The organism is Demequina silvatica (genome assembly GCF_000971215.1).
Lineage (GTDB): Bacteria > Actinomycetota > Actinomycetes > Actinomycetales > Demequinaceae > Demequina > Demequina silvatica.
Map to the genome: position 1 here is coordinate 127076 of NZ_BBMA01000002.1, position 18051 is coordinate 145126.

Genomic DNA, 18051 nt, shown 5'->3' on the forward strand with positions numbered 1-18051 from the left:
CGGCGGTTCAGCCCGCGTCCGACAGGCAGGAGGTCTCGGGCTCGGGACCGGGGACGCTGGCCGAGAGCGCGCCGTCACCCTGGGTCGAGTTGATGGTCGCCCATGCGGCCACGTCGACGCAGCCGTCGCGGCCGATCCCCCACCACGGGTAGACCTCCTGGTGCGACTCCATGCCTGTCGCCGCGTCCAGGGTGCCCACCTCGAAGCGCAGCGAGGTCTCGCCGCAGCCGAACGTCATCTCCGCGAGCGAGTCGCCCATCGACGGCGGCCCGAAGTCCCACTCGCCGCACGTCGCGTCGCCCACCACGATCCCGGCGTCCAGCGCCGAGAGTCCGCCCGTGCCCTCGCAGCCCGTGCCGGCGTGCACGCTCGCGACGGTGTCGCCCGCGAGCGAGGTGTCGGTCCACGCGCGCCACGGCAGCGCCGCGATCACCGGGCGCCGTTCCGTGCCCTCGAGGGTGGTGGAGAAGGCGACGTCGACGCAGTGCCCCGACTCCTCATCGGTGAGCGTCCACTCGCGCTCGACCGGCACCTTCGTGACGGCCGCCGCCGGCACCCACGGCACCGCGAGCGCCGCCACGACCACCGCCACGGCGACCGCTCCCGCCCAGGCCCACCCGCGCATCGTCCCCCCTTGAGGCTCGGCACCGACGCCTACCTGGGGGAACGCTAGCGCCGGCGGCTACAGCTTGTCGAGGGAGTTGAAGCGCAGGACCAGCCGCTTGACGTCTCCGCCGAAGTCGACCTTCACCACCGCGTTGCGGCCCACGCCCTCGGTGCCGACCACCTTGCCCATGCCGAACTTGTCGTGAAGCACGCGCTCGCCCACCTCGAAGCCGATGTCGCCCGCGCCCGCGCCCGGCGGGCTCGGGGGCACGCGGCGCGTGGTGACGGCGCCGGCGCGCGAGTACGAGTTGCCGTCCTCGCGGTCCTGGTTGCCGCCGTAGCCACCCGAGCCGTAGCCCATCCCGGACCACGCGCCACCCCGGGAGGAGCCGCGGTCCGACTGTGCGCGCAGCGAGGACATGGTCACCGCGGCGCGGGTCCACTCCATCAGCTCCGCGGGGATCTCCTCGACGAACCGGCTCGCGGTGAAGTACTGCGGCGCGCCCCAGCTCGAACGGGCCTCCGCGCGCGTGAGGTAGAGGCGCTCGCGGGCCCGGGTGAGGCCCACGTAGGCGAGGCGGCGCTCCTCCTCCATGTCCTTGGTGTCGCCGGACTCGATGGATCGCATGTGCGGGAACGTGCCGTCCTCCATGCCGGTGAGGAACACCACGGGGAACTCGAGGCCCTTCGCGGTGTGGAGCGTCATCATGGTGACCACGCCGCCCGTGCCGTCGGTGTCGGGGACCTGGTCCGCGTCCGCGACCAGCGCGACCTTCTCGAGGAAGTCCGCGAGCGTGCCCTCGGGGTTCTCCTCGGAGAACTCGCGGCCCACGGCCACGAGCTCCATGATGTTCTCGATCCGGCTCGCGTCCTGGGGGTCCTCGGAGCTCCGCAGCGCCGCCAGCAGGCCGGTGCGGTCGGCGATCGCGTCGAGCACGCCCGCCGGGCCGTTGTCCGCCGCGAGCGCCCGGAGGTCGTCCATCAGGCGCACGAAGTCCGCGATGGCGCGCTGCGAGCGGGCCTGGATCGGGGCATCGTCCAGGCGACGCAGCGCCGTGCCGAAGCTGGCCGTCTCGCCCGCGGCCACCAGCGTGCGGCGCACGCCCTCGACCGCCTCGACCGCCGTGTCGCCGATGCCGCGCTTGGGCTCGTTGATGATGCGGCGGGTGGCGACGTCGTCGTCCTCGTTCACCACGGCGGCGAGGTACGCGAGCATGTCCTTGATCTCGCGGCGCTCGTAGAAGCGCGTGCCGCCGACCACCTTGTAGGGGATCTCGGCGCGGATGAAGCGCTCCTCGACGGCGCGGGACTGCGCGTTGGCGCGGTACATGATGGCGATGTCGGTGGGCGCGACGCCGTCCTCGTCCATGAGGCGCTTGATCTCGGTCGCGATGTACTGCGCCTCGCCCTGCTCGGTGTCCGCGGCGTAACCCTTGATCTTCTCCCCCGCGCCCGAGTCGGTCCACAGGTTCTTGGGGCGGCGGTCCGCGTTGTTCTGGATGACCGTGTTCGCGGCGGTGAGGATATTCTGCGTGGAGCGGTAGTTCTGCTCGAGGCGCACCAGGTGCGCGTTCGGGTAGTCCTTCTCGAACTCCATGATGTTGCGGATGGTGGCGCCGCGGAACGCGTAGATCGACTGGTCCGCGTCACCCACGACGGTGAGCTCGCCGGCCGGCAGGCTCGCGTCGTCGGACGGCCCCACCAGCTCGCGCACCAGGATGTACTGGGCGTGGTTGGTGTCCTGGTACTCGTCGACCAGGATGTGGCGGAACCGCTCGCGGTAGGCGCGCGCCACCTGGGGGTGGTTCTGGAGCAGCGCGACCGTCTTCACGATGATGTCGTCGAAGTCGACCGCGTTGGCAGCCTCGAGCCGCCGCTGGTACAGCGGGTAGGCGGTCGCGGCGGCGTGCTCGATGGAGAACTTGCTGGCCATCGAGGCGCCCGCGAGCGCGATCTCGGGGTCGATGAGCTCGTCCTTGAACTTGCCGATCCGCCCCAGGATCGCCTTGGGCGTGAACTTCTTGGGGTCGAGGTTCAGCTCCTTCATGACGAGCTTCATGAGGTTGACCTGGTCGGACGTGTCGTAGATCGAGAACGTGCTGCTCAGGCCGGCGAGCTTGTGGTCCGCGCGCAGGATCCGGACGCACGCACTGTGGAACGTCGCGACCCACATGCCGCGCGCCTCGGGCCCCACGAGCGCCTCGACGCGCTCGCGCATCTCCGCCGCGGCCTTGTTGGTGAAGGTGATCGCGAGGATCTGGTGCGGGCGCGCGCGATGCGTCTCGAGCAGGTGCGCGATGCGGTGCGTGAGCACGCGCGTCTTGCCCGACCCGGCGCCGGCCATGATGAGCAGCGCCTCGCCCTGGTGGGTGACGGCCTCCGCCTGCGGCGGATTGAGGCCCTCCACCAGGGACGATGCGTCGCGCACCGGCCGGTTCGCGGCCGGGGCGGGCCTGTGGTGGCCCGAGAGGATGGGGGCCGGCGGGATCCACGCGTCCTCGGGCTCGGGCTCGTACGCCTCGTCGGGTGCGGGCGCGAACCACTCCTCCGGCTCGGGCTCGACCGGCTCCGGCTCGACGGGCTCGGGCGCGGCGTTCGCGGGCGTGGCGGGCTGGGGCTCCGAAGGATCGGTGCCGTCGAGTTCGAAGAGCGCATCCATGACCCGGAAAGTCTAGGCGCTGCCTCCGACCCCCGCCCCCGCCAAGGTTCGGTCCGGTTCGCTGCGCACAGTCGCACGCGCGACACGCCGCCGGGTCCCGCCTGTGAACGTGTCCAGGCCCGCGTGTCGCGGCCCGGACCGTGCTGAGCGAACTCGGCGCGATCAGGCCTTCGGGGCCGTGCCGAACGCCTCGAGCGCCTCGAGCGCCTCGTCCGCCGCACGCCGGACCTCGGGATCCGGGTCCGCGTCGCACAGGCGGATGAGGTCGCGCCACACGTTGCGGTCGCTCACGGAGCGGTGCATGCGAGCCAGCAGCTCGTGGCAGCGCGCGAACGTGACGCGGCCCTCGGCGACCTCGTCGGCGGCGAGGCAGCCCAGGTGCGGCGCGAGCGCGACGAGCATCTCGAGCGCCTCGTCCACGCCCTCGGGCTCCGCGACGGGAGCCTCGGACGCCTCCGCGTCGGCGGCGTCGAACACCTGGCCGGCCGCCCCCTCGCCCACCGCCTCGGAGACCTCGTCGCCCGACGCGACCGGGGCATCGTCCCCCGTCTCATCCTCGGGCTCGAACACCAGGTCCGGCACCACGGCGAGCGGGAACGCGAGCGTCGGCAGCGACGGCTCCGGCGTCGCGACGGTCTCGGGGACCGGCACGACCACCGGCACCTCGCCGGACTGGCGAGGGAGCCGGATGACCTCGTCGGGCTCGATGCGCGGGGGCGCGGCCGGGCCCACCCGCATGGGCAGGCCGGCCGAGGACTGCTCGAACGGGCCCACGTGCTGCGGGACCGCGGCGAGCGGCGGCGGCGCGGGCGGCGAGGGATTCGCCTCCCGATCCTGCTGGCGCACGGACCACGGCCGCGCGTTCCAGTACTCGTGTGCGCGGTTGCGCCGCGCGCGCCTGCCTACGAACCCGTCGTCGCCGGGCGCGACCGCGCCCGCCGGCGGCGCGGCGGTCCGCATCAGCCCCTCAGCCTCATTGCCCCCCATGGGTCCGACCATAGGACGGACCGTGTCAGGGCACAACCCCTGCGACGCTACCTAGCAGGGATATCACCGTTATCGTGCGCGACGTCGGCGCGACACGCCGGAACCGCCGCGCGACGAGAACGCCGCGGCGCCCCCGGTGCTGCCGGCGGACGCGGCGTGGCCGCCGGCGCCGCCGCGCGAGGCGGGGCGCTGGGTGCGCTGCTGCGAGCCGCCCGTGGAGGAGCCGGCACCGTTCGAGGCGCCCGCGCCGCCGTGACCGCGGCCCCGACGGCGACCGCCGCCGCGGGCCTGGTCGCCCGAGCCCGAACCCGCACCCGAGCCCGCGCCGTTCCGCGGCGCCTTCGAGCGCTGTGCGGGCTGCGGCACCGGTCCGGCGGCGGTCGGCGCGACGAACGCGGCGACCTCGCCCACCAGGCGGGTGACCTGCGAGGAAGCCGCGCTGACCTCCTGCGGCTTCACGGTGATGTTGGCCTTGCGCAGCAGCTGCTGGGTCTCGCGGCGCTGCTCGGGCGTCACCACGGTGACCACGTCGCCCGCGGAGCCGGCACGCGCGGTGCGGCCGGAGCGGTGGAGGTACGCCTTGTGCTCGGCCGGCGGGTCCACGTGGACCACCAGCTCGACCCCGTCGACGTGGACGCCGCGCGCCGCGACGTCCGTGGCGACCAGGACGCGGACCGTGTCGCCGGCGAACGCCGCGAGGTTGCGGTCGCGGGCGTTCTGCGACAGGTTGCCGTGCAGGTCGACCGCCGGGATGCCGGCCGCGGTCAGCTGCTTCGCGAGCTTCTTTGCCTGGTGCTTGGTGCGGGTGAACAGGATGCGGCGCGACGTGCCCGACGCGAGCGTGTGGATGAGGTCGCGCTTGGCGTCCGCGCCGGCCACGTGGAACACGTGGTGCGTCATCGCCTCGACGGGGCTGTCGGCGGAGTCCACCGCGTGCGTGATCGGGTCGTTCAGGAACCTCTTGACCAGCTTGTCCACGCCGTTGTCGAGCGTCGCGGAGAACAGCAGGCGCTGGCCGCGCTGCGGGGTCTTGGACATGATGCGGGTGACGCCGGGCAGGAAGCCCAGGTCCGCCATGTGGTCGGCCTCGTCGAGCACGGTCACCTCGACGGCGTCGAGCGACACGTGGCCCTGGCCCATGAGGTCCTCGAGGCGGCCGGGGCAGGCCACCACGATCTCGACGCCGGCGCGCAGGGCGCGCTCCTGGCGCTGCTGGCTCACGCCGCCGAAGATGGTGGTGGTGCGCATGCCGAACGCCTCCGCGAGCGGGGCGATGACGGCGTCGATCTGGGTGGCGAGCTCGCGGGTGGGCGCGAGGATGAGCGCGCGGGGGCGGCCCGGCTTCGCGCGGCCGCCGCGGGCGCCCAGGCGCGCTGCGGTGGGCAGCGAGAACGCGAGGGTCTTGCCGGAGCCGGTGCGGCCGCGGCCCAGCACGTCGCGACCGGCGAGCGTGTCGGGCAGCGTTCCCACCTGGATGGGGAACGCGTGGGTCTTGCCCTCGCGCTCGAGGACGTCCGTCAGCTGGACGGGCACGCCGAGCTCGGCGAAGGTGGTGGAGGACATGCGTGTGCCTTTCGGGCAGGGGACGATGCGCACGTCGCCCGGGCGGGCGAGCGCACCTTCAGTGGTGGCGAAGGCGGAGGTGTCCGCTCTCGTTCGCCGAAGAGAATTTCTACGAGCCGCGCAGCCGGGATCCCCGGGCGCTGGCGAGAAGTGGAAGCAATCTGCGACGCAGGAGGGCCGGTATCGACCCTGCAAGTACCCCCAAGGGTAGCAGGCGCGGCAGAATCACCTCATGACGGCCATCCCTGAGGGCGCCAGCGGCGAGCACCGCTGGCCCGCGGTGGCCGCGCTGCTGGTCGCCCTGGCCCTCTACCTCGCGCTGCCGTCGACGTTCCTCCCGGTCTTGCGCTACGCGGTGGTGGGGATCGGGCTGCTGCTGCTCATCCCCCTCCTGGTGGTCAACCCGGTGCGCATGCACCGGCAGACCGCGTGGACGCGCGGGATCTCGGTCGCGCAGGCGCTGCTGCTGGCCGCCGCGAACCAGGTGATGCTGGTCGAGCTGATCGTGTCGCTCGTCGAGCCGGCCACGGGTTCGGGGACGCGCCTGCTGCTGTCCGCCGCGCAGGTGTGGCTCACCAACGTGATCGCGTTCGCCCTGGTGATGTGGGAGCTCGACCGGGGCGGTCCCGTGGTGCGACGCGCGCTCGACCGCGCCGCCCTGCCGCCCGCGGACATCCGCTTCGCCCAGGACGAGGACCACGACGCGATCGAGGAGGTGGCCGCCGCATCGTCCCGCGTCGCGGGCTGGCGCCCCCGCTTCGGCGACTACCTCTACTCGTCCCTGTCGAACTCGATGGCGTTCTCCGCCTCCGACTCGATCCCGCTGTCGGGGCGCGCGAAGGCACTGATGGGGCTGCAGGCGTTCTCCGGATTCGTGCTGCTCGCGCTCGTGATCGCTCGGGCCGTGTCGCTGGTGAGCGCGTCCTAGACGATCCGCCGCTGCGCGGCCCAGTGGGCGAGCTCGTGACGGTTGGACAGCTGGAGCTTGTGCAGCACCTTGCCCACGTGCGTCTCGACCGTCTTGATGGAGATGAACAGCTTCTCGCCCACCTCGCGGTACGTGTACCCGCGCGCGATGAGCCGCATGACCTCCTGCTCGCGCTCGGTGAGCTTGTCGAGGTCCTCGTCCGCCGCGGCCACCTCGCCTCCCGCCGCGCCGAACGCGTCGAGCACGAACCCGGCCAGGCGCGGGGAGAACACCGCGTCGCCGCCGGCCACGCGGCGCACCGCGTCCGAGAGGTCGGGGCCCGAGATGGACTTGGTGACGTAGCCGCGCGCACCCGCCCGCACGGTCGCGACCACGTCCTCGGCGGAGTCGGACACGGACAGCGCGAGCACCTTGGGGGCGCCCGGGCGGTGAAGGATCTCGGCGAGCACGTCGAGCGCCCCGCCGCCAGTGCCGCCGGGCAGGTGCACGTCGAGGATCACCACCTGGGGCTCCTTGGCGCGGACCTCCGCGACGGCGGACTCGACGTCGCGCGCCTCCCCGATCACGGAGATGTCGGCCTCGAGGCTCTCGCGAACCCCCACTCGGATGACGTCGTGGTCGTCCACGATCACCACGGACACGGTCATGGCTGCTCCTCCCGGGGCATGGTGATGGCGACCTCGGTGCGGCCGCCCGGCGCGGACGTGACCTCGGCGGTGCCGCCGTGGCGGGCCACGCGCCCGATGATCGAATCGCGGATCCCCAGCCGGCCCGCGGGCACGGCCGCGAGGTCGAACCCGGGTCCGCCGTCGCGGATGAAGACCTCGAGCCCCGCGGCGGTCACCTCGGCATAGACCGAGTACGGCCCGCGAGCGTGGCGCGCCGCGTTGAGGACGGCCTCGCGCACCGCGCGCACGGCGGCCGCGAGGCCCGGCGTGGTGGGAGCATCGCCCACCGTCACCACCTCGACCTCGACGGCGTGCGCGTCCTCGACCTCGGCGACCACGGCCGCGAGCGCCGTCGCCACCGACTCCTCCGAGGTGCGACGGTCCTGGTAGAGGTAGGCGCGCAGGTCGCGCTCCTGGGCGCGCGCGAGGCGCGACACGGCCGCCGGATCGTCCGCCTTCGCGCGGATGAGCGTGAGGGTCTGCAGCACGGAGTCGTGCAGGTGGGCGGCGATCTCGGCGCGCTCGAACTCCCGCACGCGGCGCTCGCGCTCGACCCCCACCTGGCGCAGCAGGCGCAGCCACCACGGGGCGAGCACCAGCGCGACCCCCGCGATCACCACCACCGGGACCACCACGGCGCGCACCACGGGGTTCCATCCGGCCGTCCCCATGGCGAACCAGCCCAGCGCACCCAGCGCGAGCGCGACGCCCGCCACGGCGCGCAGCCACGCGTCGCGCGAGAACAGCCCGCCCACGTCGGGCCGTCGCGCGTCGAGCTGCACCGCGTTCTCGAGCGGGCTCCACACCAGCACCACGGCCACCACGAACAGCAGGAGAGGCAGCAGCCACCAGGCCAGATGCGCCCACTCGTACTTGCGGACCAGCAGCGCCGCGGCGATGCCGAGCAGCACCACGCCCACGGTGGCGCGCCACCACTGCACGGCCGGGGAGCGACGCTCCAGCGGCCGCGCCAGGCGGGTCGCGGGGGCGGTCATGGCACCACCTTCGCACAGCGGCGGGGCTTCGCTCCTCGGCCACCGGGACGATGCGTGGCGCACCCCAGGATCAGGGTGCGAATCAGGGTGCTCCCTCATAGCGGGCCCACCCGCCGCGGCGCGAGACTCGAGGAAGATCCACAAGGAGAGACCATGACTCAACCGCAGACCCCTCCCGCCGAGGCGGGGTTCTTCGCCACCATCCGCGGATGGGGCATCACCCGCAGCGACGCCCGCGTGTTCAGCGGCGTCGCCGGCGGCATCGCCGAGCGCCTGAACTGGTCGCGTGCCTGGACGCGCGTGGGCCTGGTGGCGCTCGCCGTCTTCCTCAACGGGGTGGTGCTCCTCGCCTACGCGGCGGCCTGGGCGCTGCTGCCGGACCGCCAGGGGCGGATCGTGGTCCAGGACTTCGGGCGCGGCGTGCCCAACGTGGGCGCGCTCGTGGGCATCGGCATCATCGCGATCCTCGGCCTCATCGGGATCGGCGACGCGGGTGGGCCGTTCCGGGTCGACACGGGCAGCTGGCCGTGGACCGCCCTCGACAGCGGCCCGGCGCACGGGCTCCTCAGCGCGTTCGCGGTGATGCTCGCGGTCCTGGTCCCGCTCGCGGTGATCGCCGGGGTCATCTTCTTCATCGTCATGATGTCGCGCCGCAACCGCGAGCGCGGCCAGCAGCCTCCCGGCACGCCGCCCGTCTACGCGGTGCCGCCGGCGTGGGCCGCGGACCGCCGCGCCCAGCGCGACGCCTACCGGGAGGCCCGCGCCGAGCAGCGCGCACAGGAGCGCGCGAGTGCCGCCGCGTACGCCGCAACCGCGGTCGACGAGGCCGTCACCGCCGCCAACGCCGCCGCCGAGCAGGCCGCCGCCACGACCTCGACCGCGTACGCCGCGACCGGCTACGGCACCCCGCCCCCGGCCTACGCGCCGCCGGCCGCTCAGCCGGCCCCCGCATCGTCCCCCGCCCATCAGGGCGTCCAGTACGCCGCCCGCCCGCCGCGCCAGCCGCGGGTGCCGGGCCCGGGCGCGCCGTTCTACCTGCTCACGCTCGCGTGGCTGGTGATCTCCGCCGCCGGGATCGTGTGGGCGGACTGGCAGGAGCTCCTCGCGGTGCACCCCGTGATCGCGTGGGGACCGCTGTTCCTCACCGGCCTGGGCGTCATCCTCATGCTGGTCGCGGCGACGGGCCGCCGGATGGGCTTCCTCGCGTTCCTGTCCGCGGTGGGGCTGATCCCGGCGGCGATCCTCATCGCCGAGGCCGACGACTTCCGCGACGGCTGGGCCGACCAGTACCTGCCCGAGATCCAGGTCGGCGGCTTCGCCACCGGGCCGTACGAGGAGACCGGAGGATCGGTCGCCTCCGCGACGCCGGCCCACGACGCCACCTTCGACGCCCTGTCCGCGTTCGACGGCGACTACGCGACCATCGCGCTGCCGTCCGGCTGCTACGCCACCGAGGACGTCCCGAGCTCGAGCGGCGAGTCGCGCGGGCTGGTGAGCGTCGACGCCGAGGACCCGGGCGCGGAGACGCTCACGGCGGCCTTCACCACCGTCCGCATGGCAGAGGACACGTCCTTCACGCTCACCACCGAGGGCGCGGCCTCCGCGACCGTGTACTGGCCCGAGCGCGAGGTCGCGTGCGACCTGTGGGACGGCGACGGCGTCACGCTGTCCAACCCCGGCGCCACCGACGCGGCGCTCACCGCCGCCCCGGTGGACGGCTACATGACCATCATCATCGAGGAGTCCGAGGAGGTGGCGCGATGAGCGCCGAGATCCGACCCCGCCGCGGCGCCGCCGAGCGCGTCACCGGCATCATCTGGGGGGCCATCGTGGCCGCGACCGGCGCCCTCACCATCGCCGCGCTGTCCGGCTACGACGTGGACCTCGAGGTCCTCGCGATCGTCGCGTTGGTGGTGCTGGGCGGTTGGCTGCTCGCCTCCGCGCTCGCCGCGGCGTCGCGGCAGTCGCGCCAGGAGCGGGCGGCCTTCGTCGGTACCGACGGTGCCGCGGGCACGGCGGGGGACGATGCGCCGGTCGCCGCGGTCGACGAGGTCGGGGCCCCCGAGGGTTCCGGCTCCCCGCTCGCGGGCGAGGCCCCTCTCGCCCCCACCGCGGAGATGCCCGTTCCCCGCTCGCAGACCGCCGGCCACACGTGGGCCGAGCCCGCGCAGCGGTGGGACGAGACCGCGGACACCGAGGTCATCGCCGCGGAGTCCGCGTCGGACACCCCCGACACCCCCGACCCCGACACCGCCGACGGCGAGCGCAGGACGGACCAGTAGCTGGTCCTGCATGCGGGATCGATCTCTCCTGCATGCAGGACCGGCATCAGCCGGCCCCGATCCCCCGCACAGCAGAACGGGCCCCGAGCATCAGCTCGGGGCCCGTTCTGTTCGACTCACTCCCACTCGATGGTGCCCGGCGGCTTGCTCGTGACGTCGAGCACCACGCGGTTGACCTCGGCCACCTCGTTGGTGATGCGGTTGGAGATGTGCGCGAGCACCTCGTAGGGCACGCGCGACCAGTCCGCGGTCATCGCGTCCTCGGAGGACACGGGACGCAGCACCACAGGGTGGCCGTAGGTGCGGCCGTCGCCCTGGACGCCCACCGAGCGGACGTCCGCGAGCAGCACCACGGGGCACTGCCAGATCTCCTGGTCGAGCCCCGCGCGCGTCAGTTCCTCGCGCGCGATCGCGTCGGCGCGGCGCAGGATCTCGAGCCGCTCCCACGTCACCTCGCCGATGATGCGGATGCCCAGACCGGGACCCGGGAACGGCTGACGTCCCACGATCTCCTCGGGGATGCCCAGCTCGCGGCCCACGGCGCGGACCTCGTCCTTGAACAGCGCGCGCAGCGGCTCGACCAGCGAGAACTGGAGGTCGTCGGGCAGGCCGCCCACGTTGTGGTGGCTCTTGATGTTGGCCGCGCCCTCGCCGCCGCCGGACTCGACCACGTCGGGGTAGAGCGTGCCCTGGACCAGGAAGTCCACGGACTCGCCGTGCGCGCCGGCCTCCTCGACCACCTGGCGCGCGGCGTCCTCGAACACGCGGATGAACTCGCGGCCGATGATCTTGCGCTTGGTCTCCGGGTCGGACACGCCGGCCAGCGCCGAGAGGAACCGGTCCTTCTCGTCACGGATGATGAGGCGCACGCCGGTCGAGGCGACGAAGTCCTTCTCGATCTGCTCGACCTCGCCGGCACGCATGAGGCCGTGGTCCACGTGGATGCAGGTGAGCTGGTCGCCCACGGCCTTCTGGACCAGCGCGGCCGCGACGGCGGAGTCGACGCCGCCCGAGAGGGCGCAGATGACGCGCTTGGATCCCACCTGCGCGCGGATCAGCTCGACCTGCTCGTCGATGACGTTGGACGGCGTCCAGTCGGGCTGCAGGCCCGCGACGTTGTAGAGGAAGTTCTCGATCGCGTGCTGGCCCAGCGGCGAGTGCTTGACCTCGGGGTGCCACTGCACGCCGCACATGCGCTTGTCGAGGTTCTCGAAGGCCGCGACGGGCGCGCCCTCGGTGGTGGCGAGCACCGCGAAGCCGGGGGGCGCCTCCTGGACGGAGTCGCCGTGGCTCATCCAGACCTCCTGGACGGCGGGGCTGCCCGCGAGCGCGGTGCCGGCCGTGCCGACGGACGCCTGGGTGCGGCCGTACTCGCGCAGGCCGGTCTTGGCGACGGTGCCGCCCATGGCCTGCGCCATCGCCTGGAAGCCGTAGCAGATACCCATGACGGGCACGCCGGCCTCGAACAGCGCGGGGTCGATCTGCGGAGCGCCGTCCTCGTACACGGAGGAGGGGCCGCCGGAGAGGATGACCGCGGCGGGGTTCTTGGCGAGCATGTCGGCCGCGCTCATCGAGTGCGGCACCACCTCGGAGTAGACGCTGGCCTCGCGCACGCGACGGGCGATGAGCTGCGCGTACTGCGCGCCGCAGTCGACCACGAGGACGGGACGGTGCTGGGTCTCGCTCACGGGCGAGCCTCCTCCAGTTGGGCCGAGACCTCCGCGTGCACGCGGCGCTCGGCGAAGAACGAGAGCAGCGGGACCACGCCGCCGGCGGCCATGTAGACCAGGCGTCCGAGGTTCCACTTCATGAGCATCCACAGCTGCGTGACCGTGGCGAGGTAGACGATGAACACCCACCCGTGCAGGATCGCGACGGGCCCCAGGATCGGGTCGAGCGTCTCCTTGACGTCCGCGAGGCCGGGGAGGTAGCGGAGCATGCCGACCGTCACGATCAGCAGCAGCGTCCCGGTGATGAACGCCATGACGCGGTACCGCTGCAGCGCGCCGGGGATCTTGCTGGAAGCGTCGCTCACGCGCCGTCCTCTCGGGTTGGGGGAACGCGTCCATTGTCCCGTATCCAGCGCACGGTGATGAACAGCGCGAACGCCCCGAACAGCCACCACTCGAGCGCGTACGCGGCCGACCGGAAGTTGAGCTCGGTGGTGGGCGGCAGCGGCTCGAGCGCCGTCCACGTCTCGGTGCCCTCGTAGGACACCAGCAGCGCGCTGTAGAGCGGCGCGGGCCAGGTCTGAGCGAGCTCCGAGGTCGCCATCGCGGAGGCCCAGAAGGTGCCGTCGGCCGGGTCGGCCGTCGGGGTGGACGATGCGGCGGACGCCTCGGGCGCCCGGAGATAGCCCTCGATGGTCGCCTGGGTTCCCGGCGCATCGTCCACCCCCGCGACGTCGCCCTCGGGCCTCCACCCGACCACGACCGCGAGGGTGGCCTCCTCGCCGGTGCCGGTCTCGGAGGCGGGGACGGTGAGCGCACGCACGAGCATCTCCGCGGGCCTGCCGTCGACCTCGCGGCCCGTCACCACGGCGGCGTCCTCGTCGGCCCACGTGCCGGTCACGGTGACCTGGCGGCCGTAGGCGAGGCCGCCGGTCTCCGCGGGGAGCAGCACCTCGGCGAGCGGCACCGCCGGCTCGGGCTGCACGGTGCGGCCCGTGGTCGAGGCGCGCGACCACTGCCACCAGCCGAGCGCGCCGCACACGCCGACGGCGAGCAGCGCGATGAGCACGGCGGAGAGGACGCGGCCCCAGAGGATGGCGCCGCGGTCGGTGGCGGCCGTCACCGGCCGCGCACCACGGGGGTCGGCGCCGTCGGAGCGTCGTCGAGCGAGCGCACGCACACGCGGTCGCGGCCGGCGAGCTTCGCGTCGTAGAGCGCGTCGTCGGCCCGCTTGACCACGCGGTGGCTCGCGCCGTCCGCGACTCCCCCGGCGACTCCGATGGACAGGGTCACGCGATGGGTGTGGTCCCCGCACTGCACGGGGCGCGCTCCGACGATGCTTCTCATGCGCTCCATCATGACGGCTGCGTCGGCCACCGAGGTCTCCGCGAGCACCACGATGAACTCCTCGCCGCCCCAGCGGCCCAGCTCGTCGGAGGCGCGGACCTGCCCGCGCAGGCGCTCCCCGAGCGCGGCGAGCACGCGGTCTCCGCACGCGTGGCCGTGCTCGTCGTTGAGCTCCTTGAAGCGGTCGAGGTCCGCGATCGCGACGGCGTACGCGCCCACGGCGGCGGCGCCCAGCTCCTCGAGCCGCGCGATGACCGGCCGGCGGTTCGCGAGCCCCGTGAGCGGGTCCGTGTTCGCGAGGTAGGCGGCGCGCTCGGCGTAGCGCGCGACCTCGGCCCGGGCCGCGCCGGCGCGGTAGTGCGCGACCACCGACAGGATGAACATCAGCGTCGCGGTGCCTACCGCGTTGGCGGCGAAGATCCCGGACATCTGCGCGGCGTCGGCGTACGGGCCCACCGCGGGGGTGCCGAGCTGCGAGACCAGGAAGGCCGCGGCGGACGCGACCACGAAGGTCCAGCGCCACGCGCGCTGCGCGTCGGTGAACATGAGGAACACCAGCTGCGCGGCCGTGATGAGGTAGAGGTGGTGGCCCGAGCCCCAGCCGTACAGGAAGGCCATGTAGACCATGCCCGCGGTCGCGGCGGTGAGGTAGACCACCGCGGCGGCGAGCTGCCGGCCGCGGGCGACCATCACCAGCGTCGCGACGAACGCGACGACCAGCACCCCGTTGAGCCACGGCAGCGGCCCGGGCTCCACGGGGGACCCGAGCACGTAGCGGGCCGTGTAGGCGACGGTGGACAGGACGGACACGAGCGCGAAGCTGCGCACGGTGCCCGCGGCGGCGCCCTCGGCACCGGTGAGGCCTCCCGCGCTGCGGTCGAAGAACCCGGACAGCAGCGCGGAGACGCGGGAGAGCCGCTCGTCGGCGTCGTCGGCTGCCATGGTCCCTCCCTCGCGTCGCGCGGCCGCGCGCGCAGGGGAGCATCGGGCCTGACCCCTCAGCGCGGCCTCCGCCCAGCCTAGGCGGGCGACGCCGAAAGCACGAGGGCCGCACGGGCGCGGGGTCACCATCGCACGGCCCGCGTAGGACCTTCGACCACGTGGGTCCCGGGAGTTCGTGAAACCATAGGGTCCGTGGCACGAAGCATCTACATCGCATCGGCCGAAGGCGACACCGGAAAATCGACCATCGCGCTCGGCATCACCAATCTCCTCGCCAAGCAGGTGGGACGCGTCGGGATCTTCCGGCCCGTGGCCCGCGTCGCCGACGGCTCCGACTACGTCCTCGAGCTCCTCCTCGGGCACGACAGCATCGACCTGTCCTACGAGGAGGCGATCGGCGTCACCTACGAGGACGTCCACGCGGACCCCGAGAAGGCGCTGTCGACCATCGTGTCGCGCTTCCACGAGGTGGAGCGCCGCTGCGACGCCGTCGTGATCGTCGGCACCGACTACACGGACGTCTCCGCCGCCGCCGAGCTCGAGTTCAACGGCCGCATCGCCGCGAACCTGGGCGCGCCCGTGGTGCTCGTGGTGCACGGCAGCGAGCGCACCCCCGCCGAGGTCGCGCAGGTGATCGACCAGGCGCGGCTCGAGCTCGCCGGCTCGCACGCGACCGTCGCCGGCATCTTCGTCAACCGCGCGGACCTCGCGGACGTGGACGCGATCGCCGCCCTCCTTCCCGAGGACCTGCGCCTGGGCGTGCTTCCCGAGGACCCGCTGCTCATCGCGCCGTCGATGAACCAGCTGGTCGACGCGGTCGAGGGCACGCTCGTCACGGGCGACCCGGCGCTGCTGTCGCGCGAGACGCGCGGCATCATCGTGGGCGCGATGACCACGTCGAACCTGCTCGACCGCCTCGAGGACGGCTCCGTGGTGATCGTCCCGGGTGACCGTTCCGACACGGTGCTCGCGCTGCTGGCCGCGCACGGCGCGGAGGGCTTCCCCTCGCTGTCGGGCGTCATCCTCACCGGCGGCCTCGAGCCCCGCTCGGCGGTGCGCCGCCTGGTCGAGGGCCTCGGCTCCCCGCTGCCCGTGGTGCGCACGGCGCTCGACACGTTCGAGACCGCGCGCCGCTGCTCCACCACCCGCGGCCGCCTGTCGCGCGAGAGCCAGCTCAAGGTCGACACCGCGCTCGCGATGTTCGACCAGCGCGTGGACACGGACCGCCTCACCGCGGCGCTCGACCTCGCCCGCACCGACGTCATCACCCCGCTCATGTTCGAGTACGGCCTGCTGGACCGTGCCCGCTCGCGCAAGCAGCGCATCGTCCTGCCGGAAGGCGGCGACGACCGCATCCTGCGCGCCGCGTCCTCCCTGCTCACCCGCGACGTGGTCGAGCTCATCATCCTCGGCAACGAGACCGCGATCCGCGCCCGCGCCGCGGAGCTGGGCCTCGACATCGAGGACGCGACCGTCATCGATCCCAAGGACCCCGAGTACGTCGAGCGCTTCGCCCACGACTATTACGAGATGCGCAAGCACAAGGGCGCGACCCTCGAGGCCGCACGCGACCGCGTCCAGGACGTCAGCTACTTCGGCACCATGATGGTCGAGCTGGGCCTCGCGGACGGCATGGTGTCGGGCGCGGCCCACACCACGGCGCACACCATCCTGCCGTCGTTCCAGATCATCAAGACCGTGCCCGGCGTCTCGGTGGTCTCGTCGGTGTTCCTCATGTGCCTCGCGGACCGCGTGCTGGTCTACGGCGACTGCGCCGTCAACCCGGACCCGACCGCCGAGCAGCTCGCGGACATCGCGATCTCCTCCGCGGACACCGCCGCGCAGTTCGGCGTCGAGCCGCGCATCGCGATGCTGTCGTACTCGACGGGCGAGTCCGGCACCGGATCGGACGTCGACAAGGTGCGCGAGGCGACCCGCCTGGTGAAGGAGCGCCGCCCCGACCTGCTGGTCGACGGCCCGCTCCAGTACGACGCGGCGGTCGAGCCCTCGGTCGCGGCGTCGAAGGCGCCCGGCTCCCCCGTCGCGGGTCAGGCCACCGTCCTGGTGTTCCCCGACCTCAACACCGGCAACAACACCTACAAGGCCGTGCAGCGCTCCGCGGGAGCGGTCGCCGTCGGCCCCGTCCTGCAGGGCCTGCGCAAGCCGGTCAACGACCTCTCGCGCGGCGCGCTCGTGCAGGACATCGTCAACACGGTCGCGATCACCGCGATCCAGGCCCAGAACCTCGACTCCCCGGAAGGCAACGCGTGAGCGTCAACTACAACGGCATCGCCCTCGTCCTCAACTGCGGCTCCAGCTCGATCAAGTACCAGGTGGTCGACACCACCCTCGACGCGCCGCTCGCGTCGGGCCTGGTCGAGCGCGTGACCGACCACCGCGAGGGCGTCGGCGCCGTCATCGAGTCCCTGTCGCAGCCCGACTCGGGCGTGGACCTGTCGCAGCTCACCGTGGTGGGCCACCGCGTGGTGCAGGGCGGCGCGGAGTTCTCCGCGCCCACCATCATCGACGACGAGGTCCAGGACGCCATCGCGAAGCTGTCCGTCCTCGCGCCGCTGCACAACCCGGGCCACGTCGCCGGCATCGCGGCCGCCCGCGCCGCGTTCCCGCACATCCCCCACGTCGCGGTGTTCGACACGGCGTTCCACCAGACGCTATCCGAGGCGGCGTACTCGTACGCGATCGACCAGCGCCTCGCGCACGAGCACGGCATCCGCCGCTACGGCTTCCACGGCACCTCGCACGGCTACGTGTCGCGCGAGGCCGCGCGCCTCATGGACCGCGACCCCAAGGAGCTGCGCATCATCACGCTGCACCTGGGCAACGGCGCCTCCGCGGACGCGGTCAAGGGCGGCGTCGCGGTCGACACCTCGATGGGCCTCACCCCGCTCGACGGCCTGGTGATGGGCTCGCGCACCGGCGCGATCGACCCCGCCGTGGTGTTCCACCTGCACCGCGCCGCCGGCATGGACATCGACGAGATCGACGACCTCTTCAACAAGCGCTCCGGCATGCTCGGCCTTACCGGCTACTCCGACATGCGCGACGTCCACAAGGCCATCGAGGAGGGCAGCCACGAGGCCAAGGTCGCGCTCGACATCTACACGCGCCGCATCAAGGGCTACGTGGGCCAGTACATGGCGCAGCTGGGCGGCCTCGACGCGATCGTGTTCACCGCCGGCGTGGGCGAGAACGACGACATCGTGCGCGCCGAGTCGCTGTCGGGCCTCGCGGAGCTGGGCATCGAGCTCGACCTCGACGTCAACGCGGGCCGCAAGAAGCAGGCGACGCTCATCTCGACACCGACCTCGCGCGTCCAGGTGTGGGTGATCCCGACCAACGAGGAGCGCGAGATCGCGCTCCAGTCGATCGCCTCGGTCTCCTAG

General features: G+C 73.1%; 15 protein-coding genes. 5 read left to right on the forward strand and 10 right to left on the reverse strand.

The features are described 5' to 3' along the window. Positions 1-7 precede the first annotated feature (7 nt). From AOM05_RS00555 to AOM05_RS00570, 4 genes are all read right to left on the reverse strand, one after another. Complete coding sequence (locus AOM05_RS00555; protein WP_062518684.1) at positions 8-625, reverse strand: hypothetical protein; 618 nt, start codon at positions 623-625, stop codon at positions 8-10. 57 nt (positions 626-682) lie between these two features. Further along, a complete protein-coding gene (gene pcrA / locus AOM05_RS00560; protein ID WP_062518685.1) occupies positions 683-3265 on the reverse strand; it encodes a DNA helicase PcrA in 2583 nt (860 codons plus the stop codon). A 162-nt stretch (positions 3266-3427) separates the two neighbouring features. Next, positions 3428-4252, reverse strand: coding sequence for a hypothetical protein (locus AOM05_RS00565; protein WP_156164974.1), 825 nt, complete (start codon positions 4250-4252; stop codon positions 3428-3430). Between the two features lie 69 nt (positions 4253-4321). After that, positions 4322-5815, reverse strand: coding sequence for a DEAD/DEAH box helicase (locus tag AOM05_RS00570; RefSeq protein WP_082097153.1), 1494 nt, complete (start codon positions 5813-5815; stop codon positions 4322-4324). 232 nt (positions 5816-6047) lie between these two features. On the opposite strand from AOM05_RS00570, the gene AOM05_RS00575 reads away from it, so the two are divergent. Next, on the forward strand, positions 6048-6743 hold the full coding sequence (locus tag AOM05_RS00575) for a hypothetical protein (protein WP_062518687.1): 696 nt from the start codon (positions 6048-6050) through the stop codon (positions 6741-6743). Here AOM05_RS00575 and AOM05_RS00580 read toward each other — a convergent pair. Together AOM05_RS00580 and AOM05_RS00585 are read right to left on the reverse strand one after the other, a co-directional pair. After that, on the reverse strand, positions 6740-7390 hold the full coding sequence (locus AOM05_RS00580) for a response regulator (protein ID WP_062518688.1): 651 nt from the start codon (positions 7388-7390) through the stop codon (positions 6740-6742). The genes AOM05_RS00575 and AOM05_RS00580 overlap by 4 nt on opposite strands. Then, a complete protein-coding gene (locus tag AOM05_RS00585) occupies positions 7387-8406 on the reverse strand; it encodes a sensor histidine kinase (protein WP_062518689.1) in 1020 nt (339 codons plus the stop codon). Before AOM05_RS00585 ends, AOM05_RS00580 begins: the two co-directional genes overlap by 4 nt. A gap of 153 nt (positions 8407-8559) precedes the next feature. Between AOM05_RS00585 and AOM05_RS00590 the strand changes: the two genes are divergently transcribed. Beyond that, positions 8560-10170, forward strand: coding sequence for a PspC domain-containing protein (locus AOM05_RS00590; protein WP_062518690.1), 1611 nt, complete (start codon positions 8560-8562; stop codon positions 10168-10170). Further along, the gene (locus AOM05_RS00595) at positions 10167-10688 is read left to right on the forward strand and encodes a hypothetical protein (protein ID WP_062518691.1); all 522 of its coding nucleotides are present in this window, start codon (positions 10167-10169) and stop codon (positions 10686-10688) included. Before AOM05_RS00590 ends, AOM05_RS00595 begins: the two co-directional genes overlap by 4 nt. 116 nt (positions 10689-10804) lie before the next feature. On the opposite strand, the gene guaA is transcribed toward AOM05_RS00595, so the two are convergent. From guaA to AOM05_RS00615, 4 genes are read right to left on the reverse strand one after another with little or no spacing between them, the layout of a single operon-like run. Further along, entirely contained in the window at positions 10805-12376 is a 1572-nt protein-coding gene (gene guaA / locus AOM05_RS00600) for a glutamine-hydrolyzing GMP synthase (RefSeq protein WP_062518692.1), read from the reverse strand. Beyond that, complete coding sequence (locus tag AOM05_RS00605) at positions 12373-12723, reverse strand: DUF3817 domain-containing protein (RefSeq protein WP_062518693.1); 351 nt, start codon at positions 12721-12723, stop codon at positions 12373-12375. The genes guaA and AOM05_RS00605 overlap by 4 nt, the downstream gene beginning before the upstream one ends. Continuing rightward, on the reverse strand, positions 12720-13481 hold the full coding sequence (locus AOM05_RS00610) for an SURF1 family protein (RefSeq protein ID WP_062518694.1): 762 nt from the start codon (positions 13479-13481) through the stop codon (positions 12720-12722). The genes AOM05_RS00605 and AOM05_RS00610 overlap by 4 nt, the downstream gene beginning before the upstream one ends. Further along, positions 13478-14647, reverse strand: coding sequence for a GGDEF domain-containing protein (locus AOM05_RS00615; protein ID WP_062518695.1), 1170 nt, complete (start codon positions 14645-14647; stop codon positions 13478-13480). Before AOM05_RS00615 ends, AOM05_RS00610 begins: the two co-directional genes overlap by 4 nt. Positions 14648-14839: 192 nt before the next feature. On the opposite strand from AOM05_RS00615, the gene pta reads away from it, so the two are divergent. Together pta and AOM05_RS00625 are read left to right on the forward strand one after the other, a co-directional pair. Further along, positions 14840-16918 carry a phosphate acetyltransferase gene (gene pta / locus AOM05_RS00620; protein ID WP_062518696.1) on the forward strand — a complete coding sequence of 693 codons (2079 nt, stop codon included), beginning with the start codon at positions 14840-14842 and terminating at the stop codon, positions 16916-16918. Beyond that, the gene (locus AOM05_RS00625; protein WP_062518697.1) at positions 16915-18051 is read left to right on the forward strand and encodes an acetate/propionate family kinase; all 1137 of its coding nucleotides are present in this window, start codon (positions 16915-16917) and stop codon (positions 18049-18051) included. Before pta ends, AOM05_RS00625 begins: the two co-directional genes overlap by 4 nt.